At 34.5% G+C, this 20,834-nt stretch carries 18 protein-coding genes; 3 read left to right on the top strand and 15 right to left on the bottom strand.

Going from position 1 to position 20,834, the window contains the following annotated elements; all coding sequences use genetic code 11:
- The first annotated feature begins 156 nt into the window (after positions 1-156).
- Together Q1K37_RS01315 and Q1K37_RS01310 are read left to right on the top strand one after the other, a co-directional pair.
- Complete coding sequence (locus Q1K37_RS01315; protein WP_300408609.1) at positions 157-810, top strand: HAD family phosphatase; 654 nt, start codon at positions 157-159, stop codon at positions 808-810.
- Between the two features lie 35 nt (positions 811-845).
- A complete protein-coding gene (locus Q1K37_RS01310) occupies positions 846-2,186 on the top strand; it encodes an HD domain-containing protein (RefSeq protein ID WP_300408606.1) in 1,341 nt (446 codons plus the stop codon).
- Between the two features lie 44 nt (positions 2,187-2,230).
- Here the strand turns inward: Q1K37_RS01310 and Q1K37_RS01305 are convergent, their stop codons facing one another.
- Entirely contained in the window at positions 2,231-3,280 is a 1,050-nt protein-coding gene (locus tag Q1K37_RS01305; protein ID WP_300408604.1) for a P1 family peptidase, read from the bottom strand.
- Positions 3,281-3,437: 157 nt separating this feature from the next.
- Between Q1K37_RS01305 and Q1K37_RS01300 the strand changes: the two genes are divergently transcribed.
- On the top strand, positions 3,438-4,424 hold the full coding sequence (locus Q1K37_RS01300) for an asparaginase (protein WP_300408602.1): 987 nt from the start codon (positions 3,438-3,440) through the stop codon (positions 4,422-4,424).
- A gap of 68 nt (positions 4,425-4,492) precedes the next feature.
- Here the strand turns inward: Q1K37_RS01300 and Q1K37_RS01295 are convergent, their stop codons facing one another.
- The 14 genes from Q1K37_RS01295 to Q1K37_RS01230 all read right to left on the bottom strand — a co-directional run bounded on the left by Q1K37_RS01295 (position 4,493) and on the right by Q1K37_RS01230 (position 20,527).
- Positions 4,493-5,587 (bottom strand): hypothetical protein, encoded by a 1,095-nt coding sequence (locus tag Q1K37_RS01295; RefSeq protein ID WP_300408600.1) that lies wholly within the window; start codon positions 5,585-5,587, stop codon positions 4,493-4,495.
- Between the two features lies 1 nt (position 5,588).
- Complete coding sequence (locus Q1K37_RS01290; RefSeq protein WP_300408598.1) at positions 5,589-6,758, bottom strand: hypothetical protein; 1,170 nt, start codon at positions 6,756-6,758, stop codon at positions 5,589-5,591.
- Positions 6,759-6,844: 86 nt separating this feature from the next.
- Entirely contained in the window at positions 6,845-9,358 is a 2,514-nt protein-coding gene (locus Q1K37_RS01285) for an AAA family ATPase (RefSeq protein WP_300408595.1), read from the bottom strand.
- Positions 9,359-10,510 (bottom strand): hypothetical protein, encoded by a 1,152-nt coding sequence (locus tag Q1K37_RS01280; protein WP_300408593.1) that lies wholly within the window; start codon positions 10,508-10,510, stop codon positions 9,359-9,361.
- A gap of 66 nt (positions 10,511-10,576) precedes the next feature.
- Positions 10,577-11,836, bottom strand: a complete 1,260-nt coding sequence (gene larC / locus Q1K37_RS01275; protein ID WP_300408591.1) for a nickel pincer cofactor biosynthesis protein LarC — start codon at positions 11,834-11,836, stop codon at positions 10,577-10,579.
- Positions 11,833-12,585 carry a nickel pincer cofactor biosynthesis protein LarB gene (larB, locus tag Q1K37_RS01270; protein WP_300408589.1) on the bottom strand — a complete coding sequence of 251 codons (753 nt, stop codon included), beginning with the start codon at positions 12,583-12,585 and terminating at the stop codon, positions 11,833-11,835. Before larB ends, larC begins: the two co-directional genes overlap by 4 nt.
- Entirely contained in the window at positions 12,582-13,328 is a 747-nt protein-coding gene (gene larE / locus Q1K37_RS01265) for an ATP-dependent sacrificial sulfur transferase LarE (RefSeq protein WP_300408587.1), read from the bottom strand. Before larE ends, larB begins: the two co-directional genes overlap by 4 nt.
- A gap of 269 nt (positions 13,329-13,597) precedes the next feature.
- The gene (locus Q1K37_RS01260; protein ID WP_300408585.1) at positions 13,598-14,272 is read right to left on the bottom strand and encodes an ABC transporter ATP-binding protein; all 675 of its coding nucleotides are present in this window, start codon (positions 14,270-14,272) and stop codon (positions 13,598-13,600) included.
- A complete protein-coding gene (locus Q1K37_RS01255; protein WP_300408583.1) occupies positions 14,260-15,615 on the bottom strand; it encodes a hypothetical protein in 1,356 nt (451 codons plus the stop codon). The genes Q1K37_RS01260 and Q1K37_RS01255 overlap by 13 nt, the downstream gene beginning before the upstream one ends.
- Positions 15,615-16,385, bottom strand: coding sequence for a hypothetical protein (locus tag Q1K37_RS01250; RefSeq protein ID WP_300408581.1), 771 nt, complete (start codon positions 16,383-16,385; stop codon positions 15,615-15,617). The genes Q1K37_RS01255 and Q1K37_RS01250 overlap by 1 nt, the downstream gene beginning before the upstream one ends.
- Before the next feature lie 51 nt (positions 16,386-16,436).
- Complete coding sequence (locus tag Q1K37_RS01245; protein ID WP_300408579.1) at positions 16,437-16,832, bottom strand: hypothetical protein; 396 nt, start codon at positions 16,830-16,832, stop codon at positions 16,437-16,439.
- Positions 16,833-16,968: 136 nt separating this feature from the next.
- Positions 16,969-17,571 (bottom strand): SH3 domain-containing protein, encoded by a 603-nt coding sequence (locus Q1K37_RS01240; protein WP_300408577.1) that lies wholly within the window; start codon positions 17,569-17,571, stop codon positions 16,969-16,971.
- Between the two features lie 186 nt (positions 17,572-17,757).
- Positions 17,758-19,359 (bottom strand): ABC transporter ATP-binding protein, encoded by a 1,602-nt coding sequence (locus Q1K37_RS01235; protein WP_300408575.1) that lies wholly within the window; start codon positions 19,357-19,359, stop codon positions 17,758-17,760.
- On the bottom strand, positions 19,346-20,527 hold the full coding sequence (locus tag Q1K37_RS01230; protein WP_300408573.1) for a radical SAM protein: 1,182 nt from the start codon (positions 20,525-20,527) through the stop codon (positions 19,346-19,348). The genes Q1K37_RS01235 and Q1K37_RS01230 overlap by 14 nt, the downstream gene beginning before the upstream one ends.
- Positions 20,528-20,834 lie beyond the last annotated feature (307 nt).

Below are 20,834 nucleotides of genomic sequence, written 5' to 3'. Positions count from 1 at the left end.
GAGTTAGTTTACAAACTTATTTAACATTTTTGTCCCAATGTTAAATAACATTAATATATTAATAAATAGTGGAATTAAAATTCCGATACTTAACATTCCACCTACATTCAGATACGACTGGTCGAAATCATGTTATACTGTAGGTAGGAGGTAGGTATGACAAGAAAAGCAATTTTTGATATGGACGGAACTATGATTGACTCCATGGCAAAGTGGAGTACAGTTCTTGAAGATTATTTTTCAAAGCTGGGAATCATTTTTGATATAGATTATAAAAAGACTTTAATTGGTCTGTCAATGAACGATATTCTAACAAATGTAAATAGAGATTTTGGTGTTAAAGAGGCTCCCGAAAAGAGTTTTAAAAATATTTTGGAGATTATGAGACAGGGATATTTACATGAATTTTCTCTAAAACCAGGAATTTTAGAATGTCTAGATATGCTTAAATCCAAGAATGTAAAGATGGCTGTAGCCACCGCTACCCCTGAACACATAGCACTGGAAGCCTTAAAGTCTAAAGGTCTGCTTGATTACTTTGAATTTGTTCAAACCTGTGACAATATCGGCCATCTCAAAAGCGACCCACTTTATTGGAAAAAGGCCTCCTTGCGTTTAGAAAGCGACATCTCCAGTACTGTAGTATTTGAAGATGCTCTATATTGCATAGAGACTGTAAAGGGTTTAAACGGCAATATTGTAGCCATTTCTGATGAAACTTCTAAACATGATGAAGATAGGATTAAAACCCTAGCAAATCAATTTATCTTAAATTATAATGAATTAAATTATGGAATTTTTGAAAAATAGCCCTAGAGCTATTTTTCTTTGTAAGAGGGGAGATTATGAATTTACCAAGTGACGTTTTATATATTCTCAACAAATTTAAAGATGAAAACTTCTACGCCTATCCCGTTGGAGGTTGCGTCAGAGATAGTCTTTTAGGAAAAACTCCTGGAGATTGGGACATTACCACAGACGCTACTCCCGTTGAAATTCTAGAAGTCTTTAATGGGCATAAGGTAATTACCTTGGGAGAAAAATTTGGAACAATAGGAGTTTTGATAAATGGAAAAACCTATGAAATTACCACCATGAGATATGACCATTCCTATGATGACAACAGACACCCTAGTCAAGTCAGCTTTACAAAAAACCTGATAGAAGATCTAAAAAGACGAGACTTTACAATTAATTCCATGGCCTATGATCACATAAACAAAAAAGTCATTGACCCATTTGATGGACAAGAGGACTTGAAAAGACGAGTAATCAAAGCGGTGGGGAACCCCGATGAAAGGTTTAAAGAAGATGCGCTGAGGATAATGAGGGCAATTCGATTTTCTGCAAAACTGAAATTTTCAATAGAGACGAATACTCTTTTCAGCATTTGTAAAAACGTTAACCTACTTAAAAATATAGCCATGGAGAGAATTAAGATAGAGCTGGATAAGACTTTAATCTGTGGAGATTTTGAAACTTTGCGAAACCTCTATAACTGTAATATCTTTTATGTTCTCTTTCCAGAAATTCATAAGATGTTTGAGACTACACAAAATAACAATTATCATATCTATAATGTTGGAGACCACAGCCTAATGGCCGTTACTAAGATTAAGAATGATGTGCTTTTAAAATATGTGGCACTTCTCCATGATGTAGGAAAAGTTCCTGCAAAAACCGTCGATAATGGAAAAGATCATTTCTATTATCATAGTGAATATTCTGTAGAAATTGCACGGGATATTTTAAATAGGCTAAAATTTTCAAACGAGGACAAACATAAGGTTTTAAAACTAATCGAGTTTCACGATACTGTTCTAAATACAAAATTAAAATCCATAATGAAATTTGTAGTCGATAGAAACTTCTCCTATGAAGATTTCTTAGACCTGCTGGAAATGACCAAAGCAGATACCCTAGCACAAAGCCCACTATATATAAACCGACTTTTCAAACTTGACGAAATCAAAGAGGCATATAAAAAAGTTTATGAAGGTCCACATAAACTCTCCCACCTAGCAGTAGATGGAAGAGATATGATTGAATTAGGGTACAGAAATGAAAATATCAAAAAGATTCTAGTATATCTTCTAAAACAGGTAATTGCCGATCCAAATATCAATAGAAAAGAAAAATTGATGGATATTGCGGGAAAGGTGCAAGAAGAGATTTGCAAAAACTGATAACACCTACAAAGGACTTCCCTAATGGTTGGAAGTCCTTTTAACTACAAATATTCTTCAAACCCACCAACTCCTTCAAGGATATCCCTCAAAGACTCCACTTTAAACCCTCTAAATCCAACCACTTCTTCTGCATGTAACATGGAACTTAGGATGGATTCATGGATGGCATCTATGGTTGCTGTAAAGACATCGTCTAATTTATCGTCCATTATGCACTTTATATCTGCAAAGTTTTTCTTTTCATGGGGAATCTTATTGTAGGTTGAAAAAGCCAATGCAACTTCTCCGCTTCCATTTCCAGAGTTTGCTCCTGTTCTGGATATTCCTGCCATGGACCTTTTGCATAATCTTTTCAACTGTCTTGAAGAAAGTGGTAAGTCTGTTGCAATTATAATAATTATGGACCCTTGTTCTCTCTCCTTACTGTCCTGTATTTTTTCTTTAAGTTCCTCTTCCCTTAATGTCCTTATATTTTTACCATCTATCATAAGTTCTTCAAACTTAGCATGATTAGTCATTACTAGCACTCCAAGTGTGTAATCTTTTTCAAGATGAACGATTCTAGAAGAAGTTCCTATTCCACCCTTTAGTTCATGACATCTCATTCCTCTTCCCGATCCGACAGCACCTTCTTCAAAGTCTTCCTTAGCATTTTTTAGCGCATTGAATACATCTTCCTCTTTTACAAAAAGACTTCTAATGTCGTTTAACTTCATATCATTACATTCTAAGATTGGGCAGTTTATGGTTCCAGTTTCGACTCCTATTCCTGGATTTTCCTTAAGCATATGCTTTATTAATGCAGTCAATGCAGTTCCAACGGATAAAGTATTTGTCAAAACTATTGGAGACTCTAGAGTTCCAAGTTCATCTATCTGAATTAGGCCTTGTGGTTTTGCAAAACCGTTTATTACATGGCTTGCTGCTAAGAGCTTTTCTTCAAACATATTTTCCTTTGGAATTATCGCAGTAACACCAGTCTCCTTCCCATCTCCCGTCAAAGTAGTATGACCAACTTTAACTCCCTTTACGTCGGTAATACTGTTTTTGCTTCCCTTTTTAAATTTCCCGATTTGTTTTTTTAGACCCATATTTGCTCCCTTCGTTATAATTTTAAATGTCTTCTACTATACTATTATATCCAAATATAGCAATATATTGCCCAACTACAGTGCTATAAGTGGTAAAATGGTATTAATATCAAAGACAATTTAAATTTGAAAAACATGAATCTAGGTGAGGTGTAATATGGAAAAACTAGCTACTACTACCAGAGGACAAATCGAGGATCTATATACCTTTGGTAATGTCATCCTAGTTGATGAAAATAAAACTACTGTTTATGAAAAGGGAAATGGCGATGAAATCTCCTTCCCTCGTTCTTCTGCAAAGCTTATGCAGGCCTTGACTCCTTTAAGTCTTGGAGCTAAGGAAAAGTTTAATCTCTCAAAGGAAGAAATCGCAATTATATGCGCTTCTCATTCGGGAGAGGACTTTCATATAAAGACTATTAGAAAACTTCTTAAAAAGACAAATCTCGAGGAAAGTTCCTTAAAATGTGGTCCCCACTATCCTTTTAAGGAAGATGTGGCTGAAAGAATGAAAAAGGAAGGAATTTCTCCACTGGATATTCACAATAATTGTAGTGGAAAACATACAGGAATGCTTCTTGCCTGTAGAATTATGGGTTGGAGTTTGGAGGACTATTATAAGATTGACCATCCGGTACAAAAACTCATCATCAAAAATATCGAAAGGGTTTGTCAATGTGAAATCCCATTAAGTCATATATCCGTTGATGGCTGTGGGGTTCCTGTCCACGCTATGAGTATGAGAGATTTTGCATATGGCATGGCAAGGATGGCAGATTATGAAAATTTGGAAGGTTTTGAAGGTGCTTCTAAGGATATAATTGAAGCTATAACTTTAAATTCTAAATACACTTCTGGTTCTGACAGGATAGACCATTACTTAATCTCCAGATATCCTGGTAAAATTATCGTAAAATCTGGAGCAAATGGCTATTTTGGTGGGCTTCTTCCCGATAGAAAGTATGGTTTTGCAATTAAGACCTATGATGGTAAAGGGGTAATGAGAAATCTAATTTTAATTGAGCTTCTTAAAAAGCTTGAGGTCATTCCAAAGAAGGATTACGATTATTTTGATAATCTCTTTACTAAGGAAATCAAAAACCATAGGAATGAAATTGTCGGCGAGGTTAAGCTACATCTGTAAATTTTACCAATTATAATGATAGGATTAAAAAAGGACATCCATTAATATCCCTGGATGTCCTAAATTTTTTAGCCATTTAACGCCCTGTCAACATTTCTGATAAAGTCCTGTACATTGGTTACCATGGAGACTGCTGTTACAGTTCCCCTGTCGGAAAGCTTGTTTACTGCAAACTCCTGAATGTCGATGGTGTACATATAGACTGGTCTAACTTCTCCATCGAATACATTGTAGGAAGGGGTCATGTTTCCTGTTGCTATGGTAAATAATATTGCTGACATCATGATTATTGTAGATGTCTTTCTGGCATGGGACCTCATTTCGTTTTGGGCTTGATATACATTGTTTATGGTTTCAGGAAGTGCAAATCTGTCTCTAATCGTCCCTGCAATTACAAAGGGCACGTCCTTTTCAACACAGGCTTTAATAAATCCGTCCTTTACTAAACCCGTCTCAATCAAACTCTTGATAGAGCCATGTTTTCTAACCATGTTTATAGTTTCATATAGATTTCTGTTGGTGTTTTGTTCCCTTTTAAAGTGTTCCTGTCCCCAAGTGGTGTTAAACATTCCCCTTTCCAAGTCGAATGCAGCTGTTGTAGTTCCGCAGAATATAGCTTGAACATAGCCGTTTAGGATAAGTCTTTCAAGAGCTTTTCTCGACTGACCGTCCAAAACAACCGCCGCCCCAACAATCAAGGTAACATATCCATGATTTTCCTTCTCATACTTTAACACTTCGTACAATGTGTCATAGTCTATGGAAAAGGCAGTTTCTCTAGAACGTCCTGACCTAAAGGCAAAGGTGTCTCTAACCTCGTCCTCTTGTAAAAAGCCTCTGGTCCATACATAGATTCCCTCGGAAGCATCCTCCGTTCTACCAATAACTACCTTATTGCCCCTCTTAAGGTTTCTAAATTCTACTATGTCTACAGACTCTTCTCCTGGAGTGTCATTGGCTACACAAACCGTGTCCATCCTAGATTGTTCAGCTAAAACCCACTTGCCATTTATTTTAAAATATTCAGGATAAACAGAAAGAGCATGATAATTTCTTGGACTTATTCCATCTTCAGTTACCTCTTCAAGAGTTGCATTAGGTGCATTTTTAAGAAAATCTTGATTAAAGTCTGGATGGTGGTACTTTGGCATTTCAAATTTCATATTATATCTCTCCTTCTAGTTCATCAATATTTTCAACTTTTATAAACTCTTCTTCCGGCATTGCAAGTTCCTCGGCAAACTCCTTTTGTGCTGGTGTGATAAGGGCCTTTTGACAGTTTACAACAAAGTCTTGTACATTTGTAACCATAGGCACAAAGGCCATTAATTCCCTTGCAGCGCCTACCTTGTTAACCACATTTTCAGTTACATCCACAGAGTACATATATACCGGACTTATCTTTCCGTCTTTTCTAACCCTGTAACTTGAAGCCATCCTTGCTGCGGAAAGACTGTGAAGCATTGTTGCAATACAGATTATTAGAGTCGCCTTATCCAAAGCCTTCTTCGTTTCAGTTAAAGCCACATCCGTATCTCCAATGACTTCTGGTAGGGGGCCATCATCCCTTATGGACCCAGAAAGCACAAAGGGTATGTCCATTGAGGACAAAGTCTTAATAATACCGTCTTTAACATTTCCCGCTGCAATAAAATCCTTGATGGATCCTATGGTTCTAACTTCATTTAACAAATCCAAATGATTGTAATGTCCCATAGGAACATTTTCTTGAGTGTATATGTTTTGACCAAGGGCAGTTTGCAAAAATCCACCTTCCAAATCGTGGGTGCACATTGCATTTCCACCTAGTAAACAGTCAATGTATCCATTTTCTGCCAATTGATTTAAAGCATTTCTAGTGTCGTAGTCGAAGACAACAGAAGGTCCCAACACCCATACGATGTAACCGTCGTCACTATCCCTTTCGTGTTCCATCAGTTTAAATAGATATTCATAGTCTTCGGAAAAGGAAGTCTCAACAGCTTTACCAGGAGTTGAGTAGATGGACTCATCAAACCCATCCCTATAGACTAAAATTCCATGTTCCAAATCCCCTGTTCTCGAAAGGACTACTTCTTCTCCCCTCTTTATTTCCCTGATTTCCTTTATCTTGATTTCTTCCTCTTCCAAAACCGCTACACAGTTTAAAGAATTATGTTCTGGAAAAAGCCATTCCCCATTATGCTTATAGAAAGTCGGCATATGGGAAGTCAAATAAAAATCATCTGGTGCAACCCCATCTCTTTCCACAGTTCCCAAGGTTATATCGGGAGCCTTTTGGTATTTTTCCTCTTCAAAATTTGGTAAAGTAAATTCCGGTAATTGAAAAGCCATTTAATTCCTCCTACTCATTATTTCTCTAAAATTATCTTATCCTACTCTTTCACAAATTCAAACAAAGTCTTGGGCATTCAAATCGACTACCCTATTACTTTAAATTTGTCATCTTCCATCTCCAATTTTATCTTCTTGTTTTTCTCTGTACCATCTTCCAGTTGTTTCTCACAGATCAAAAAGTAGACTTCCTGTTCGATAATCTTTTTAACATCCCTTGGTTCCATCTTCTCCTTCAAGGCATAGTTTAAAAACTTCTCAACAAAATTATCATCCCAGAAAACCTCGATAAAATGTTCCTTCGATTCTTCCCTAAGCTCTTCTAAATTTAAAAGTATCAACTTTTTCATATCTTTTTTATCTAAGTCTTCTAGATAAAAAACGTAGTCCACATATTTGTCGAACCGTATCTTAAGTTTATCATTAATCTCATTTTTTTGGGAGGAATTTGTCAAAGTAATTGTAAGAAAGATGATTGCATTTTCCATGTTAATCGTCTTTCCCTGATTGTCCTTCAACTTCCCCTCTTGAATGATTTGAAGAATAAGGTTTTGCACTTCCCTGTGGGCGTTGTCAATGTCATTAAATATAATTACACTATAGGGTTTTGTTCTCAAAGCCCTTGTCAAAACCCCTCCAATATCGTAACCAACATAACCTGGAGGTGCCCCAATGAGTTTTGTAATCGAGGAGCGGTCGTTAAACTCACTCATATCAAAGGTCAAAAGGCTGTTTTCCCCCTCGTATAGATATTTTGCAACAAGTTCACCAATATAGCCTTTACCAGTTCCCGACTTGCCACATAGAAGGAAGCTTCCCACAGGTCTATTGCCCTTGGCAAATCCACCCTGGGAAATCATATAGGTGTTGATGATCTTGTCAATCATCTTTTCACCACCAACAAAATCCCTTTTCATATTTTCTCTAATTTCATTCAGTCTAGAGATCTTGCTAAGTTCCAATTTTACCTTAGGCATCCCAGAAAGCTTCGAAACTATCTCCTTGACCTCATTTTCAGTAACCTTTGTCTTTATAGGGTAATATTCCTCTATAGCTTCTAAGCGTTTAAGCTTTTCATCAATCTTTTTTTCAGTCTTTAAGAGATTGTCAAGTTTTTGAATGTCCCTTTTCTCCTTGGCCTGTTCCAGCTGAATCCTTATATGATTAAGTTCTCGTTCATTGGATAGGATGTTCTCCTGTCTTTCCTTTTCTAAATTATAGAGCCTAGTCTTTTCTTCAAGCTCGCTATTAAGTGCCTCTATCTGTCTATCCTTGTCTTCAAGAATTGTCTTAGAACGAACCTCTTTTTCATCCCTTAAAGCTATTTTTTCCATTTCCAGTTGAAGTATCTTTCTGTGAAGATTGTCGATTTCTTCAGGTCTTTGATCCCTTACCATACGAACCAAGGCACAGGCCTCATCAATTACATCAATCGCCACGTCGGGAAGCTTTCTCTCTGGTAAAAACCTCTTAGATAGCTTTACCGCTTCCACCAATGCACTGTCGGAAATCTTTACACGGTGATGTGCTTCGTACTTAAACTTTACCCCTCTCAAGATTGCAATGGTAGTTTCTTCAGAAGGCTCCTCTATTAGAATCTTTTGAAACCTTCGGTCCAAAGCCGCGTCCTTTTCAATGTATTTTCTATATTCATCAATGGTAGTTGCCCCAATTGTTAAAATTTCTCCCCGGGCAAGCATAGGCTTTAAAATATTGGCGGTGTCCATTGTGCCCCCAGAACTTCCACTGCCCATAATATTGTGGATTTCGTCTATAAAGAGGATGATTTTACCCTGAGACTGCTTTATAATCTCAAGGACTTTCTTAAGCCTTTCCTCAAAGTCACCCCTGTACTTTGCTCCTGCAATAAGAGAAGTCATGTCCAAGGAAAAGACTATCTTGTCCTTTAAGTCATCGGGCACGTCCTCTTTTACAATCCTCTCCACAATTCCTTCTACGATAGCCGTCTTTCCAACCCCCGCCTCACCAATTAGAACAGGGTTGTTCTTGATCCTTCTCGATAGAATTCGAATTGCACTTCTCGTCTCTTCCTCTCTTCCTATAACAGGATCTAGCTTTTTTTCCATGGCCTCTTTAGTTAAATTTCTCCCATATCTCTCCAATACTGTAAGGGTGTCCTTAGCAACTCCTCCAAGAAAAGCCTCGTTAAACTTTTGAGACATGGCCTTTCGTAACTTTTCGTACTCCAGTCCGTGAAGCTTCGAAAGTTTTGCAGAAGACATATCATCTTCCCTAATAAGGGCCAATAGTATATGCTCTGGTGTGACTTTTTCGTCATATAGATTTCTACAGATCTCCTCAGAAATTAGCAAAGTTCTATTATAGGACCTGCTTGTATACAAACTGGTAATGCCTTTGATTGGCTTTAACTTAATAACGGCATTTTCCACATCCACCTTAAGATTTTCATAGATGATTCCCAGCTCATTAATATAACCCTCTACCAAATTTTTAGCATTGGTCAAAATCGATAGAAAAAGGTGTAAATCCGTCACTTCCCTATGACTGTATTTAATTGCCACTTGATTTGCATCTCTTATAATATCGATAGCTGACTGAGAATACTTAGAAAAATCCATTTAAAATAACAACCCCCAAATTATATGTGCAGCAATTCCGCCACAAAGTCCACCAATGGTATGGGACAAAATTGCATTTCCAGTCATCTCCTTAGTGTCCAAGGCATCCATCATAGCTATATGAGTTGAAAGATATCCACTCCAACACATACAGATAGAAGTGAAAACTGCAATGTCATTTCCATTGATAATCCCCTTTGTAGCCATGTCGGAGACCATCCCAATGGCAGCTCCAGAACTTCCCAATGCGGTTATTGGGATGGAAATTGCCTTAGGAGTGCTAAATCCAAAGAGAGGAGTTAATATAAAACTGAGTTTCTCCCCTATCACAGGTAATAAACCCACACCTTGATTGGCTGTTCCGTTGTAGACACCAGCATCCCCCGTTCCATTTGTAAGGAGAATCACCATGGTACAGATCAAGACAACACCTGGGATGATTGCAACACCCATATCTACACCAACCTTGCCACCATCTAACAAAGCTTGGATAAACCTTGAACCTATGGAGCCTTCCCTTACCTTACGTTTTCTTTCGGGAATGGCTTCAATATTGCTACACTCTACATAGTCCTCTGTGCCATAGTACTTCTTGGTCTTATGAATCATTATCCTAACAGATACAATCGATCCAACAACAGCACCTAAAAAACCTATTAAAGCCCCCGGAACAGCCCCCTTTACTGGTAAAGCCATCATAGATGTAACTATGATAAGGCCCATACCAAAGGCAGTTCCCAAATTGGTCAAAGCAGGCATCTGATATTTCTTAAAGTACTTCCTAAAATTGTCATCATGGGCCAAAGTTAAAATCGCCGGATTATCAGACATAAAGCAGTTTAACATCCCAAGGGAGCTTGCTCCTGGCAAGTCGTAAACCGGCTTCATAATAGCAGACAATCCCTTGTTTATCAGAGCTATTACTCCAAACTCAGAAAATATTGAAGAGACTCCTCCAGCTAAAACAGATACTGCCATTAAAAAAAAGCAGACGTTAATCAACAAATCAAAGGCAGTATTCATCATGGTCTTAATCATATTTGTTCCACCCATGACCCTACCTATGTAGATAAATAAGCCAAAGAAGACCAATAGAAAAATTGGTGCTTCCCACCCGATTTCATTTTTATAAACCTTATTGTTATCTTTCATCTCTTTCCACCTTATATAAAATTTCTTCCATTTATATAGAAGTTTGAAAACCTATTTCATAAAACCCTATTCCTCTATTTTTTTCTTAACTTCATCTAAAGTTAAGCCCTTTTCTAAAGCAATTTCACGTAAATCCTCATATTCATATTTTTTTCTTACTACATTGTATCCAGAGGATTTCTTTACACTTACCTTTCCAAAACAACTGTCAACCTTTGAAATCTTTCTGTCTAAAATATATCTATTAAAAGTATTTTCCCTAATACCAATTGTACTAGTGTACTTAAAGATGAGTTCAACAAACCTCTGTTTGTCTTCCTCACTGCAAATTACAGAAAGCAAGGTTCCTGGACGAGATTTCTTCATGTTGATAGGCGTGGTGTAAACCTCCAAAGCTCCTTGATCCATTAGCCTTTCCACCGCAAAGCCTATCTCTTCTCCAGTCATATCATCTAGATTACAAGACAGCTCATAGACCAAATCCCTTTCATCTTCAAAACCTAAAAAGGCTCTCACACAATTACACATTTCAAAATCTTTCTTACCCATACCATAGCCTATTTTTTCTACCTTTATAGTAGGCATCTTCACAAAATCAGTTGCAAAGTACTTAAGTATTGCAGCTCCAGTAGGTGTACAAAGTTCAGATTCAACCCTGGAATTATATACTGGAACATTTCGTAAAATATATGCGGTAGCAGGGGCTGGAACCGGTAAAACCCCATGGGCACAGTGCACATGGCCACTACCTAAATTTATTGGCGACGCTATTATCCTATCCACAGATAGACCGGAGAGAAGATAGCAAAATCCAGTTATATCGGCAATTGCATCCATATTTCCAACTTCGTGAAAATGTATCTCTTTCACATCCACATTGTGGCTTATAGACTCAGCCTTTGCAATAAGACTATACACCCCAAGAACATCCTCTTTAATTTTTTTATCTATCGCAAGATTATTAACTATCTCTTCTATCTCCACCATTCCCCTATGACTGTGATGATGTTTTTGATCATGGCTATGGCTATGATTTTCATCATGATTATGGTAATGATTATGATCATGTTCATGGTGACTATGGTGGTGGACGTGGCGACTATGCCCATCTACACCTTCCTCTACACCATCTACTTTAACAACCAAACCCGTTCCCTTAATCCCACATTTAAAACTGTCTCTTTTTTCAAATTTAACATGCGGAATATGGAGATCATTTAACTTATCAATCATCATTAATGGATTATCGTATAATTCCAAAAGAGAAGCTGTCAGCATGTCACCAGCAGCCCCCATGTTACATTCAAAATATAGCGTTTTCATCATTTTACCTCCATATGATTAATCATACTCGCCAAGTAGCCTGCCCCAAAACCATTGTCGATATTTACCACACTTACACCACTGGCACAGGAGTTGAGCATTGAAAGTAGTGCTGCAACACCATTAAAAGAGGCTCCATAACCTACAGAAGTGGGAACGGCAATTACAGGACAATCAGCCAAACCTCCAATAACTGAGGCCAAGGCCCCTTCCATACCAGCAACTGCCACAATAACAGAAGCCTTCATTATCACTTCTCTCTTTGCAAGTAACCTATGAACCCCTGAAACTCCAACATCATATAACCTATTAACCCTATTCCCAAGCATCCTAGCAGTTAAATAGGCCTCTTCAGCCACGGGAATATCAGAGGTGCCTCCAGTTGCTATAACAATTTCCCCAATGCCATCAGGCTCTTTAAAATCTCCCAAGATTCCAATTTTGGCACTTTCATAATATTTTAAATCTTGAAACTTACAAACCTCTTTATAACCCTCTTTAGACAACCTGGTTATTAAAATTCTCCTTTGGCCATTATTGACCATTGTAGAAAGGATCTTAACGATCTGTTCAGCAGTCTTTCCACCACCATAAATCACTTCAGTAGCACCTTGTCGAACCTGTCTATGTAAGTCGACTTTGGCAAAATCGATGTCTTCAAAGGGTTTAGACTTCAAACTCAACATGGCTTCATCCACCGAAACCGTGCCATTTTGTACCCCTTGAAGCAGCTTTTTTATTTCCGTATTCACTTTCTAACCTCCAAATCCAACAAGATATTAGGATAATATTTCAAAAGTTCCTGTAAAATATCAGCTCTATGTTCAATAACCTTTTCCAAGTCGGTCTCAGTAACAGAAATCTTAGCACTGTCACAAAAAAGCCTCACCCTAAAATCCACAAAACCTAAACTTTTTAAAAAGTCCTCCGCTCTTTCAGTTCTATCCAAATCCTCCAAAGTTATAGTTTTATCCACTGGAATCCTAGTAGCAAGACAGGAATAAGAAGGCTTGTTCCAAGTAAAAAGTCCCTTTTCCTTAGAGAGCTTTCTTATATCTTTTTTTGTCAACTTGCACATCCTTAAGGGAGAAAGAACCTTAAGTTCGTCCTTTGCCCTCATTCCCGGCCTATCATCATAGTCATCAGAATAGTTTGTCCCATCCAATAACACTTCATATCCATCTTTTTTAGCCTGCTTTAATATAGATCCAAAGATGACCTTTTTACAGTAATAACATCTCTTACTTGAATTTTTGATTATATTATCATCCTTGAAAACATCCACCTGCATAATCTTTAACTTTGCATTAAGCTCTTTGGAAAGCCTTTTTGCATCCTCCAACTCAAAATCTGGCTGAAAAGCTGACTTAACATAATATGCAGTGATATCTACACCATTCTCAATAGCCTGTTGCAATAAGAATGCAGAGTCAACACCTCCAGAAAAAGCTAGAGCAACCTTTTTATATTCATTAAAAAATTCATTTAAATTCATTCTTTCACCTTCAAAATGCTGAGAAAATAAGAAAATCTTAATATCGACTTTATCAAACTATCCAGATAAACCCCACAGAATTCCCATTTGTATTATTATACCACGTATCGAAAGTAATATTAAAGAACCAATATATTAAGAAGAAAATACTAAATTTTCACACATACAGGTGGATTATAGAGATTGAATAAGAAGATTAAAAAATAAAGCACATTCTAATATTAAAAAATAGAACCAACTTATAATCAGCTGATTCTACCTTAACATTACTATTTGATTATCCCAAAATATTTTTCATATGCTTTATCGTCCAATATTTCTAGCTTTTTGTCTTCTAGTAAATATATAATATCGCAAAGTTCTTCTAGATGTTCATGATTATGAGATGTAATCATAATTATTTTATTCTTTGATTTAAGATCCACTATGGCTTCTTTGATGTCTCTCTGTGTCTTAAAATCGAGCCCATTAAAAATTTCATCAAGTAAAATAATATCTTGATTTTCCATTATAGCTTGAACTATTCCCAGTTTTTGTTTCATTCCAAAGGAATAATTTTTTACCTTTGTTTTTAAATCTGGGTCCAAATTTAAAAACCTCATCCAATTTTTGATTTCTTCTTCACTTATATCTCCTTTAATACCTGCCAGGAGTTTTAAATTTTCCAACCCAGTATAGTATGATATAAATCCAGGAGAATCAATAAATATTCCCGTATTTGGTAAATATTCAAAGTCCTTGGATAAAACTTTATTTCCAAGCATTACCGTTCCAGTATCAGGTTTCATCAATCCGCAGATTATCTTAAATAAAACTGACTTTCCCGAACCATTGCCGCCTACTATGCCCGTTATAGTTCCTGGTTCAAGTTGTAGTTTTATACCATCAAATAAAATATTGTCCTTAAAGGATTTACTAATATTGTCTAAGATTAATCTCTCCACAAAAATTCACTCCCTTTTACAAATAAAAATATAATCATTCCAATAGTAACAAGCGATATACCTATAGGTATCACGTTATTAAATCCGTCGGCATTTCTGATATATGATGAAAAACCAAAAATACTGGATATTTTCATATCAAAGGCATTTGTCAAATATAGTAAAGATAAGATTAGAAATGATAAAGTGGTGTTCTTGGTAGTTACAAATATAGTCAAGAATAAAAAGGTGATAAAAATCTCTTCCAATACAAATAGACCTATATTTAAAAAGCCAATTTTACTTCCTCTAATTACAAAAAAAGTTGTAGATAATAAAAGTAAAATCCCTATATAAACTACGATAATAAGCAAGGAAATTAAAACAAAGTCTCTAAATATTTTCTTTTTACTTCCTATCCTAATATTTAAAAAATTTAAATTAATAGAGGAGATTTCCGTCATCACATATCCTATAATGAAAATAGGAGTAATATATTGTAATAAATATCTAGCGTAATCCGCTAATATAAGATATCCCTTGCCATATCCTCTTAAAAAGTAATTCATATCAAATTGTTCCCAGTCCAAATACCCTACTTTTTTATATATTGACATATCAAACAAAATAAATATTGTTGTAACAATAAGGGCAATAACCGTAGTTTTAAAAATAACTTTCCATTTTATTAAACCAAGTAGACTTTTCTTTCTCATAGCTCTATGATTTAGAAAATAGTAGTAAAACACACCTTGTATTACTAATGATAGAACTATTTTTATTGGAGTTTGTAATGGCAGAATTAAAAAGTCAAATATTGTTATAAAATAATAAAAAACAGGTTGGAATATCCTAAGTCCTATAACAACATAGCTATACAGAATAGCAAGAGTTATAATTATATTTGCTCTTATCTTGGAAACTTGTACTAATAATATTTTTATAACATTTAATAAGAAAATAAGTCCAACTGTAAAATAAAATATTGCAACGGGTGTAAAGATTTGAAATTCAACAGGATTTAGCAAACCAAAATTTAATTGCTTTCCTATAGTAGAGTATAATAAAAATCCAATAGAAAAACCTATTAAGGCAACAATCACAATTCTTAAAGCTTTCAAAATATTATTCCTACAAAATCTCTTATACATCCGCTTATCATCCCTATATCTAATCCTTATCAATCCAATATCCATTTCTGATTCTTTAAATATTTTAATGATATTTGGGATAAGAAAAACAAGAACTATTATATTTACATCAAAGAATAAAAAGGAAAGCCCGGAAACAAAATCTACAACTTCTGGATTTTGCGGGATGATCATACTAATTATGAATGTAATTATATCTATTAATTCTATCATCAAACTTCCTCAATTTTTTTCTTGTTGAAAAAATAAATCAAAACTGTAACTATGAGCAAAGGAATAAGTCCAAACTCTAGTTGAAAAATATTTTCAGGAAAGGGCTGCATTTTTATTCCTGGTAAATATGTTGGTGCCAATGATAAATCTAATAAATTGATATCTATTATTAAGTAAGTCGCCTCGGTTATTAACAGATATATTGTACTGGCAAAAAATCCTAAAAATAAATTGCTAGTAGCCAAATTGACCACAAAGCTAAACCCTAAAATAATTAAAGATACGAACCATTGTTGTAGTATATAAAATATCAGAGTCAAAACAGAAGAAGTTCTAATATACCTTAACATCGTTACTTTATCAGTAACATGAAGCTGAACTAAATCAGGTCTTGCCGCAAAAATGATATAAGAAATTATAAAAGCTATTATATTTCCAACTATTATTATCCCTAAATTTAATAGACTGACACTTAGAAATAAATCTTTAAAATAGGTTTTTTTACCGCATCTAAAGTATTCGTATACCATAGAATTATTTCTCTTCTTTGTTTGTAGAATAATGGATATTGTAACACTGCATACCAAGGGGAATAGATATAAGCTCAATGGATTGCCTGCTACTATTTCAAAAGTTTGAGACTTAGATTCAAGAATAGTCTGTCTTACTAAATTAATATGACCTAATTGAGAGATAATTATTAAAATTAATGGCAACGTGGATAGTTTTATTACTTCTTTGAACTGAATTTTAAAATTGTTGTTTTTCATTTTTTCCCTCGCATAAAGAATATAGGTTACTCAACGATTTTTCTTAGTTACTTAATTACAACCCCATGAACCTCTTACTGTAGTTCTATGAACATTGCCATTAGCAGCATAAGCTTCTAAATACGCCTTAGAACCACTTAAGATATCGCCATGAGGCAAATTATAAGTTGTTGAAACTTTATCTATCCTCTTATACGCTCCAATCAATGAGGCTCCTGATGATTTGTTTTTCATTCTTGCAAATATTATTCTATTATCAGTTACACTTGATAATCTTATATATCCATCCTTATAGCTCTCACTTTTCGTTAGTGCAGTAGGATGTGTCGCGGAAAATGAACCCCTTGGTAAAATCCAATCGCCTAGACTGGCCCCAAGTACTGTAGAACCGGATAGGATTATCATCATTCCAGCTAATAAAATTGATTTAAAAAACTTATTTTTCATTTGTCCTCCTAAAAATTGTGACCGCTGAGTAACCTATTCCAGTTACTAGAATATATAATTATTTTGATTTTGTCAAACTTATTGTTTTTTTAATTTTCGCAAAAAAAGACACCTGTAACCAAGTGTCTCTGTCTTACTACTGTACATATTTTGGTCCAATATACCCTGTTTGACCATTGTATTCTACTTTTAACCACCCTTTTTCCAAATAACCAGAAACCTCAGCTCCTGCAGGGATTGTTCCAATCACATCATAATCGTATCCCGGTCCTGAACGGAAATTTAAATCTTGGGTGAGCTTACCACTTTTTTGTTCCCCATTTTCCGTTTCTTTTGTTTCTTCAGTAGCTTCTGTCTCCTGTGTTTCTTCGGTCTCCTTAGACTCTTTAGTAGTCTTGGTCTCTTGTGTTTCGGTTTCTTCGACTAGTTCCGTCTGTTTTAAATTGTCCAAGCTATCTAATTTTTTATTTATTCGATTGTTATTAGCCAAGGTCCAAGCTACGAGAATTATTGTGGTTATCACTAAAAGAGAGGTTAAAAAGACCAAAAAAGGTGTATAATTGCGTTTCTTTTTATTTTTAGAAACTTGGGGTCTGCTCTCCCTTTGCCTATTTTCTTCAGCATAGGGATCTTGCCCATTTAAAAAGTATTGTTCCTCTCTAAAGCGTCTATTTATCTCGGCATAGTCCAGCTTGTCGGTATTTTCTATATTAATATCTTTGTTATCGTCGTTTTTCATACTATCCCCATCCCATTACTTCTATTATACTCTAAATTTGACAATAAGGAAATATCAATATCCTTTACCACTTTTATCCATGACTTTACCCTTTGATTATGGAAATTAATAGCTCCTCGTGTTTGATATTATTGAAAGAATAATCATCTAAACATAAAAAAAGCCCTACTAATGTAGAGCCTTCATCTATTTTTCTTTAACAAGTCTTTTATCTTGTATTTTATAACTCTTATTACAATATTTCAAAATATCTAGATTATGAGTGATTATAAAGATGATTTTCTCGCTTGAATCTTTCACTATATTTTCAATGATTAGGTTTTCCGTAACATTATCAAGAGAACTCGTTGGTTCATCCAAAACTATTAAATCTGCTTCTTCTGTAAAATATCTTGCTAAAGCTATTCTCTGTTTATCTCCTCCAGAAAGATTTGCTCCATTTTCAATTATATCTTCATCTAAGTTTTCAAACTTATCCAAAAAGCTTAACTCTCGATACTTTTGCTTTTCTGCAGGCTTTCTTCCAAAGTTTAAATTATTATATATTGAATCTGAAATAATCGGAATACTTTGAGAATAGTAGGATACTTTCCTTAAATACTCCACCCTCTTAAAGTTTCTAATGTCTATCCCATTAATCTTAATGGTATCAATTTCACGAAATCTTGGAATGAGTTTTAGTAGAGTACTTTTACCTTTACCACTTTCTCCAATTATACCAATGATATCTCCTTGTTTAAAGGTTAAGTCAATGTCTTTTAACAGCAACTTATTACCAATAGATAATGCAGGAATATCCAAGGAAATAGTCTCAATCTTATTAGGCATATCCTCTATTCCCTCTGAAACCTCTTTTGAAATTAAATTTTCTAAGATTTTATCTGTGGCATCCTTTGATGCAAATCCAAGATTTGTAGCACTTAACTCTCTTATGGCGTTGGAAAAATAAGGTAATATCAATATCACGTATACCACAGTACCAAACATTCTCTTATCCTCTAAAGCTAGAGATGAAAGAAAAATTATTGTTATTGCCTGTATAATTTGTGTTATTCCAGATAATAGTCCTGAAGCCCCATTTGCCACATAATTAACTTTTTTCCTTGTTCCTTCAAATTTAAAAATATTTTCTTTTATAATCGGAAGTATATATTTGTTTTCAGGATTTTGTTTAATAAAATCCACTTGGGAAATTACGGAATTGATATTTCTAAAGGCAATAGAACTGGCATTTCTTAACTTTACGGAAAGCTCTGAAAGTTTATTATTTAAGATCTTAAAACCGAAATAATAAATCGGAAGCGTTATAAACATTAAAAAAGAAGCTAAAGTGTTTAAAGTAAACGCTATCCCAATAGTAGTTAATATTATGATGATATTGGTGATTAAATTTGGCATAACCGACAAATAAAAATCCACATATGAGGAGGATGCATTGTAAACTAGATCCTGTAAAGCTGTTGCACCTAGCTCTATGTACTCATCATAACTAAGTCGAAAAACCTGTTGATAAATTGCAGGTATAGCCTTAGAATTAAAATCTTGCACAATATAATTCTTTAAAAAAACTGCCAAAAATTGGACTACATACCCTGCTGCCAACAACAATATTACATATAGAATATCCTTCATGTCTATTTTCCCAACATTTTGTACAACATTATTGATGAACAAAGGAGCAATAATAAATAATAGCGCTGAAACTATAAATAGCAAAATTAAAAATAAGAATTTAATCTTATCAAGACAGAGCCAAAGTTGTTTTTTTAATATACTAACATTTTTCATGTAAACATCTCCATGTATATTTATAAAAGTCACACATGAAATCGTTTCTGTTACTAAAGTTTCCATATATTTTATAGCTATTTGCAGGGCAACCACCACTACAATAATGAATTAATTCACAATGTTTACATTCTTCATCTTGATAAACATCAAAAGAATGAATTTTATTATATATTTCTCCTTTCAGATATAATTCCTTAAACTTATCATCTAAAATATTACCAATTCTTAATTCCTCATTCATCAAAAGTTGGCAAGGATATACATCTCCTAATGGATCTATCGCTATAACTGAGTCCGCTGCCCCACATCCAGCATTCAAAGATTCATAATCCTCTAATTTAAATTTTCTATAATCAGGCATTAAATTTATTTCTTTAATATTATTTGGCATTCTTAAAGTTTCAATTTGTTCAATACCTATGCTTTGTAGGTAATTCCCTAATCTTTTACTTGCTACTTCATGTCCAGATGATACTACTGATCGAACTTTAAAAATACCAGTATATCTTTCTTTTACAAGCTTGATGTTTTCCATAATTGTTGAAATAGATAATCCCTTTCTAAGACCACTTTCTATTCCATCTAAACTCATTACAATTGCATCTGCATAATTTAAAATATCACATTTTTCTCTTATTAAAGATCCGTTCGTCAGAAGATCAATTTCATATCCTAATGACTTTGCAAACTTAAGTATTTGGTCAATTTGCGGGTGGAGTAACGGCTCACCTCCCGTGATAACGATTTTTTTAACATCGTAAAACTTTAATTTTCTTAATATTTTCTTCCAATCTTTTGTACTATCTATCATATTATGATCTTTTGCATAGATATTTTGATAACAATATTCGCATTTTAGATTACATTTGTATGTAACATGAAAATACACCGTGTTAATTTTATTATCTTTAGTTAGCTCTTGACTAACAAACTTTTTCTTTTTATAAGCTTTAATGTCTTCAATTAAAATACCATTTTTAACTAAAAGTTCAATTTGCTTATTACTAAGTTCTGAATATATGTTTTTGAAATCTTTTGATTCTTGGCATTTAAATAAATAATCCATAAGGACATTATCCAACTCTATCATTTGATTGGTGAATTTATTATAAACTCTGGAATAGTCTTTATTTTTATATATAATGATATCTTCACTTAATTTCATAGCAACCTTTCCTTTATTTTAATAATAAGAGAATGTTGATTAACATTCTCTTATTATTAGTATCTTAAGCCCCTTGTCCTGCCCTTAGTCCACAACCACAACTCCTACATCTCCTTGCAACTTCTGGAAGTTTTACTTCTTTAATTTTTGATTTTTTTAGTTTCATAATATTTCTCCTCTCATTTTTTTCTATCCTATCATAAATATTGAGCTCTGTCAAATAAAAAAAGCCCTACTAATGTAGAGCTTATCTGACGGGCGAATACCTACTCTCCCATGGCGTCGCCACCATAGTACCATCGGCGCT

This window comes from Lagierella sp. (genome assembly GCF_029983815.1).
Classification (GTDB): Bacteria; Bacillota; Clostridia; order Tissierellales; family Peptoniphilaceae; genus Mediannikoviicoccus.
Note: the sequence above shows the minus strand (reverse complement) of the source record. Positions and strands in the feature narration are given on the sequence as shown.

Excerpts from the sequence above, each read along its gene's own strand:
- larE (WP_300408587.1), bottom strand. The coding sequence starts at position 13,328 with ATGAATTTAAATGAATTTTTTAATGAATATAAAAAGGTTGCTCTAGCT.
- Q1K37_RS01235 (WP_300408575.1), bottom strand. The coding sequence starts at position 19,359 with ATGAAAAATGTTAGTATATTAAAAAAACAACTTTGGCTCTGTCTTGAT.
- Q1K37_RS01315 (WP_300408609.1), top strand. The coding sequence starts at position 157 with ATGACAAGAAAAGCAATTTTTGATATGGACGGAACTATGATTGACTCC.
- Q1K37_RS01255 (WP_300408583.1), bottom strand. The coding sequence starts at position 15,615 with ATGATAGAATTAATAGATATAATTACATTCATAATTAGTATGATCATC.
- larC (WP_300408591.1), bottom strand. The coding sequence starts at position 11,836 with ATGATGAAAACGCTATATTTTGAATGTAACATGGGGGCTGCTGGTGAC.
- Q1K37_RS01280 (WP_300408593.1), bottom strand. The coding sequence starts at position 10,510 with ATGAAAGATAACAATAAGGTTTATAAAAATGAAATCGGGTGGGAAGCA.
- Q1K37_RS01240 (WP_300408577.1), bottom strand. The coding sequence starts at position 17,571 with ATGAAAAACGACGATAACAAAGATATTAATATAGAAAATACCGACAAG.
- Q1K37_RS01310 (WP_300408606.1), top strand. The coding sequence starts at position 846 with ATGAATTTACCAAGTGACGTTTTATATATTCTCAACAAATTTAAAGAT.
- Q1K37_RS01230 (WP_300408573.1), bottom strand. The coding sequence starts at position 20,527 with ATGAAATTAAGTGAAGATATCATTATATATAAAAATAAAGACTATTCC.
- Q1K37_RS01285 (WP_300408595.1), bottom strand. The coding sequence starts at position 9,358 with ATGGATTTTTCTAAGTATTCTCAGTCAGCTATCGATATTATAAGAGAT.
- Q1K37_RS01250 (WP_300408581.1), bottom strand. The coding sequence starts at position 16,385 with ATGAAAAACAACAATTTTAAAATTCAGTTCAAAGAAGTAATAAAACTA.
- Q1K37_RS01300 (WP_300408602.1), top strand. The coding sequence starts at position 3,438 with ATGGAAAAACTAGCTACTACTACCAGAGGACAAATCGAGGATCTATAT.
- Q1K37_RS01305 (WP_300408604.1), bottom strand. The coding sequence starts at position 3,280 with ATGGGTCTAAAAAAACAAATCGGGAAATTTAAAAAGGGAAGCAAAAAC.
- Q1K37_RS01290 (WP_300408598.1), bottom strand. The coding sequence starts at position 6,758 with ATGGCTTTTCAATTACCGGAATTTACTTTACCAAATTTTGAAGAGGAA.
- Q1K37_RS01295 (WP_300408600.1), bottom strand. The coding sequence starts at position 5,587 with ATGAAATTTGAAATGCCAAAGTACCACCATCCAGACTTTAATCAAGAT.
- Q1K37_RS01245 (WP_300408579.1), bottom strand. The coding sequence starts at position 16,832 with ATGAAAAATAAGTTTTTTAAATCAATTTTATTAGCTGGAATGATGATA.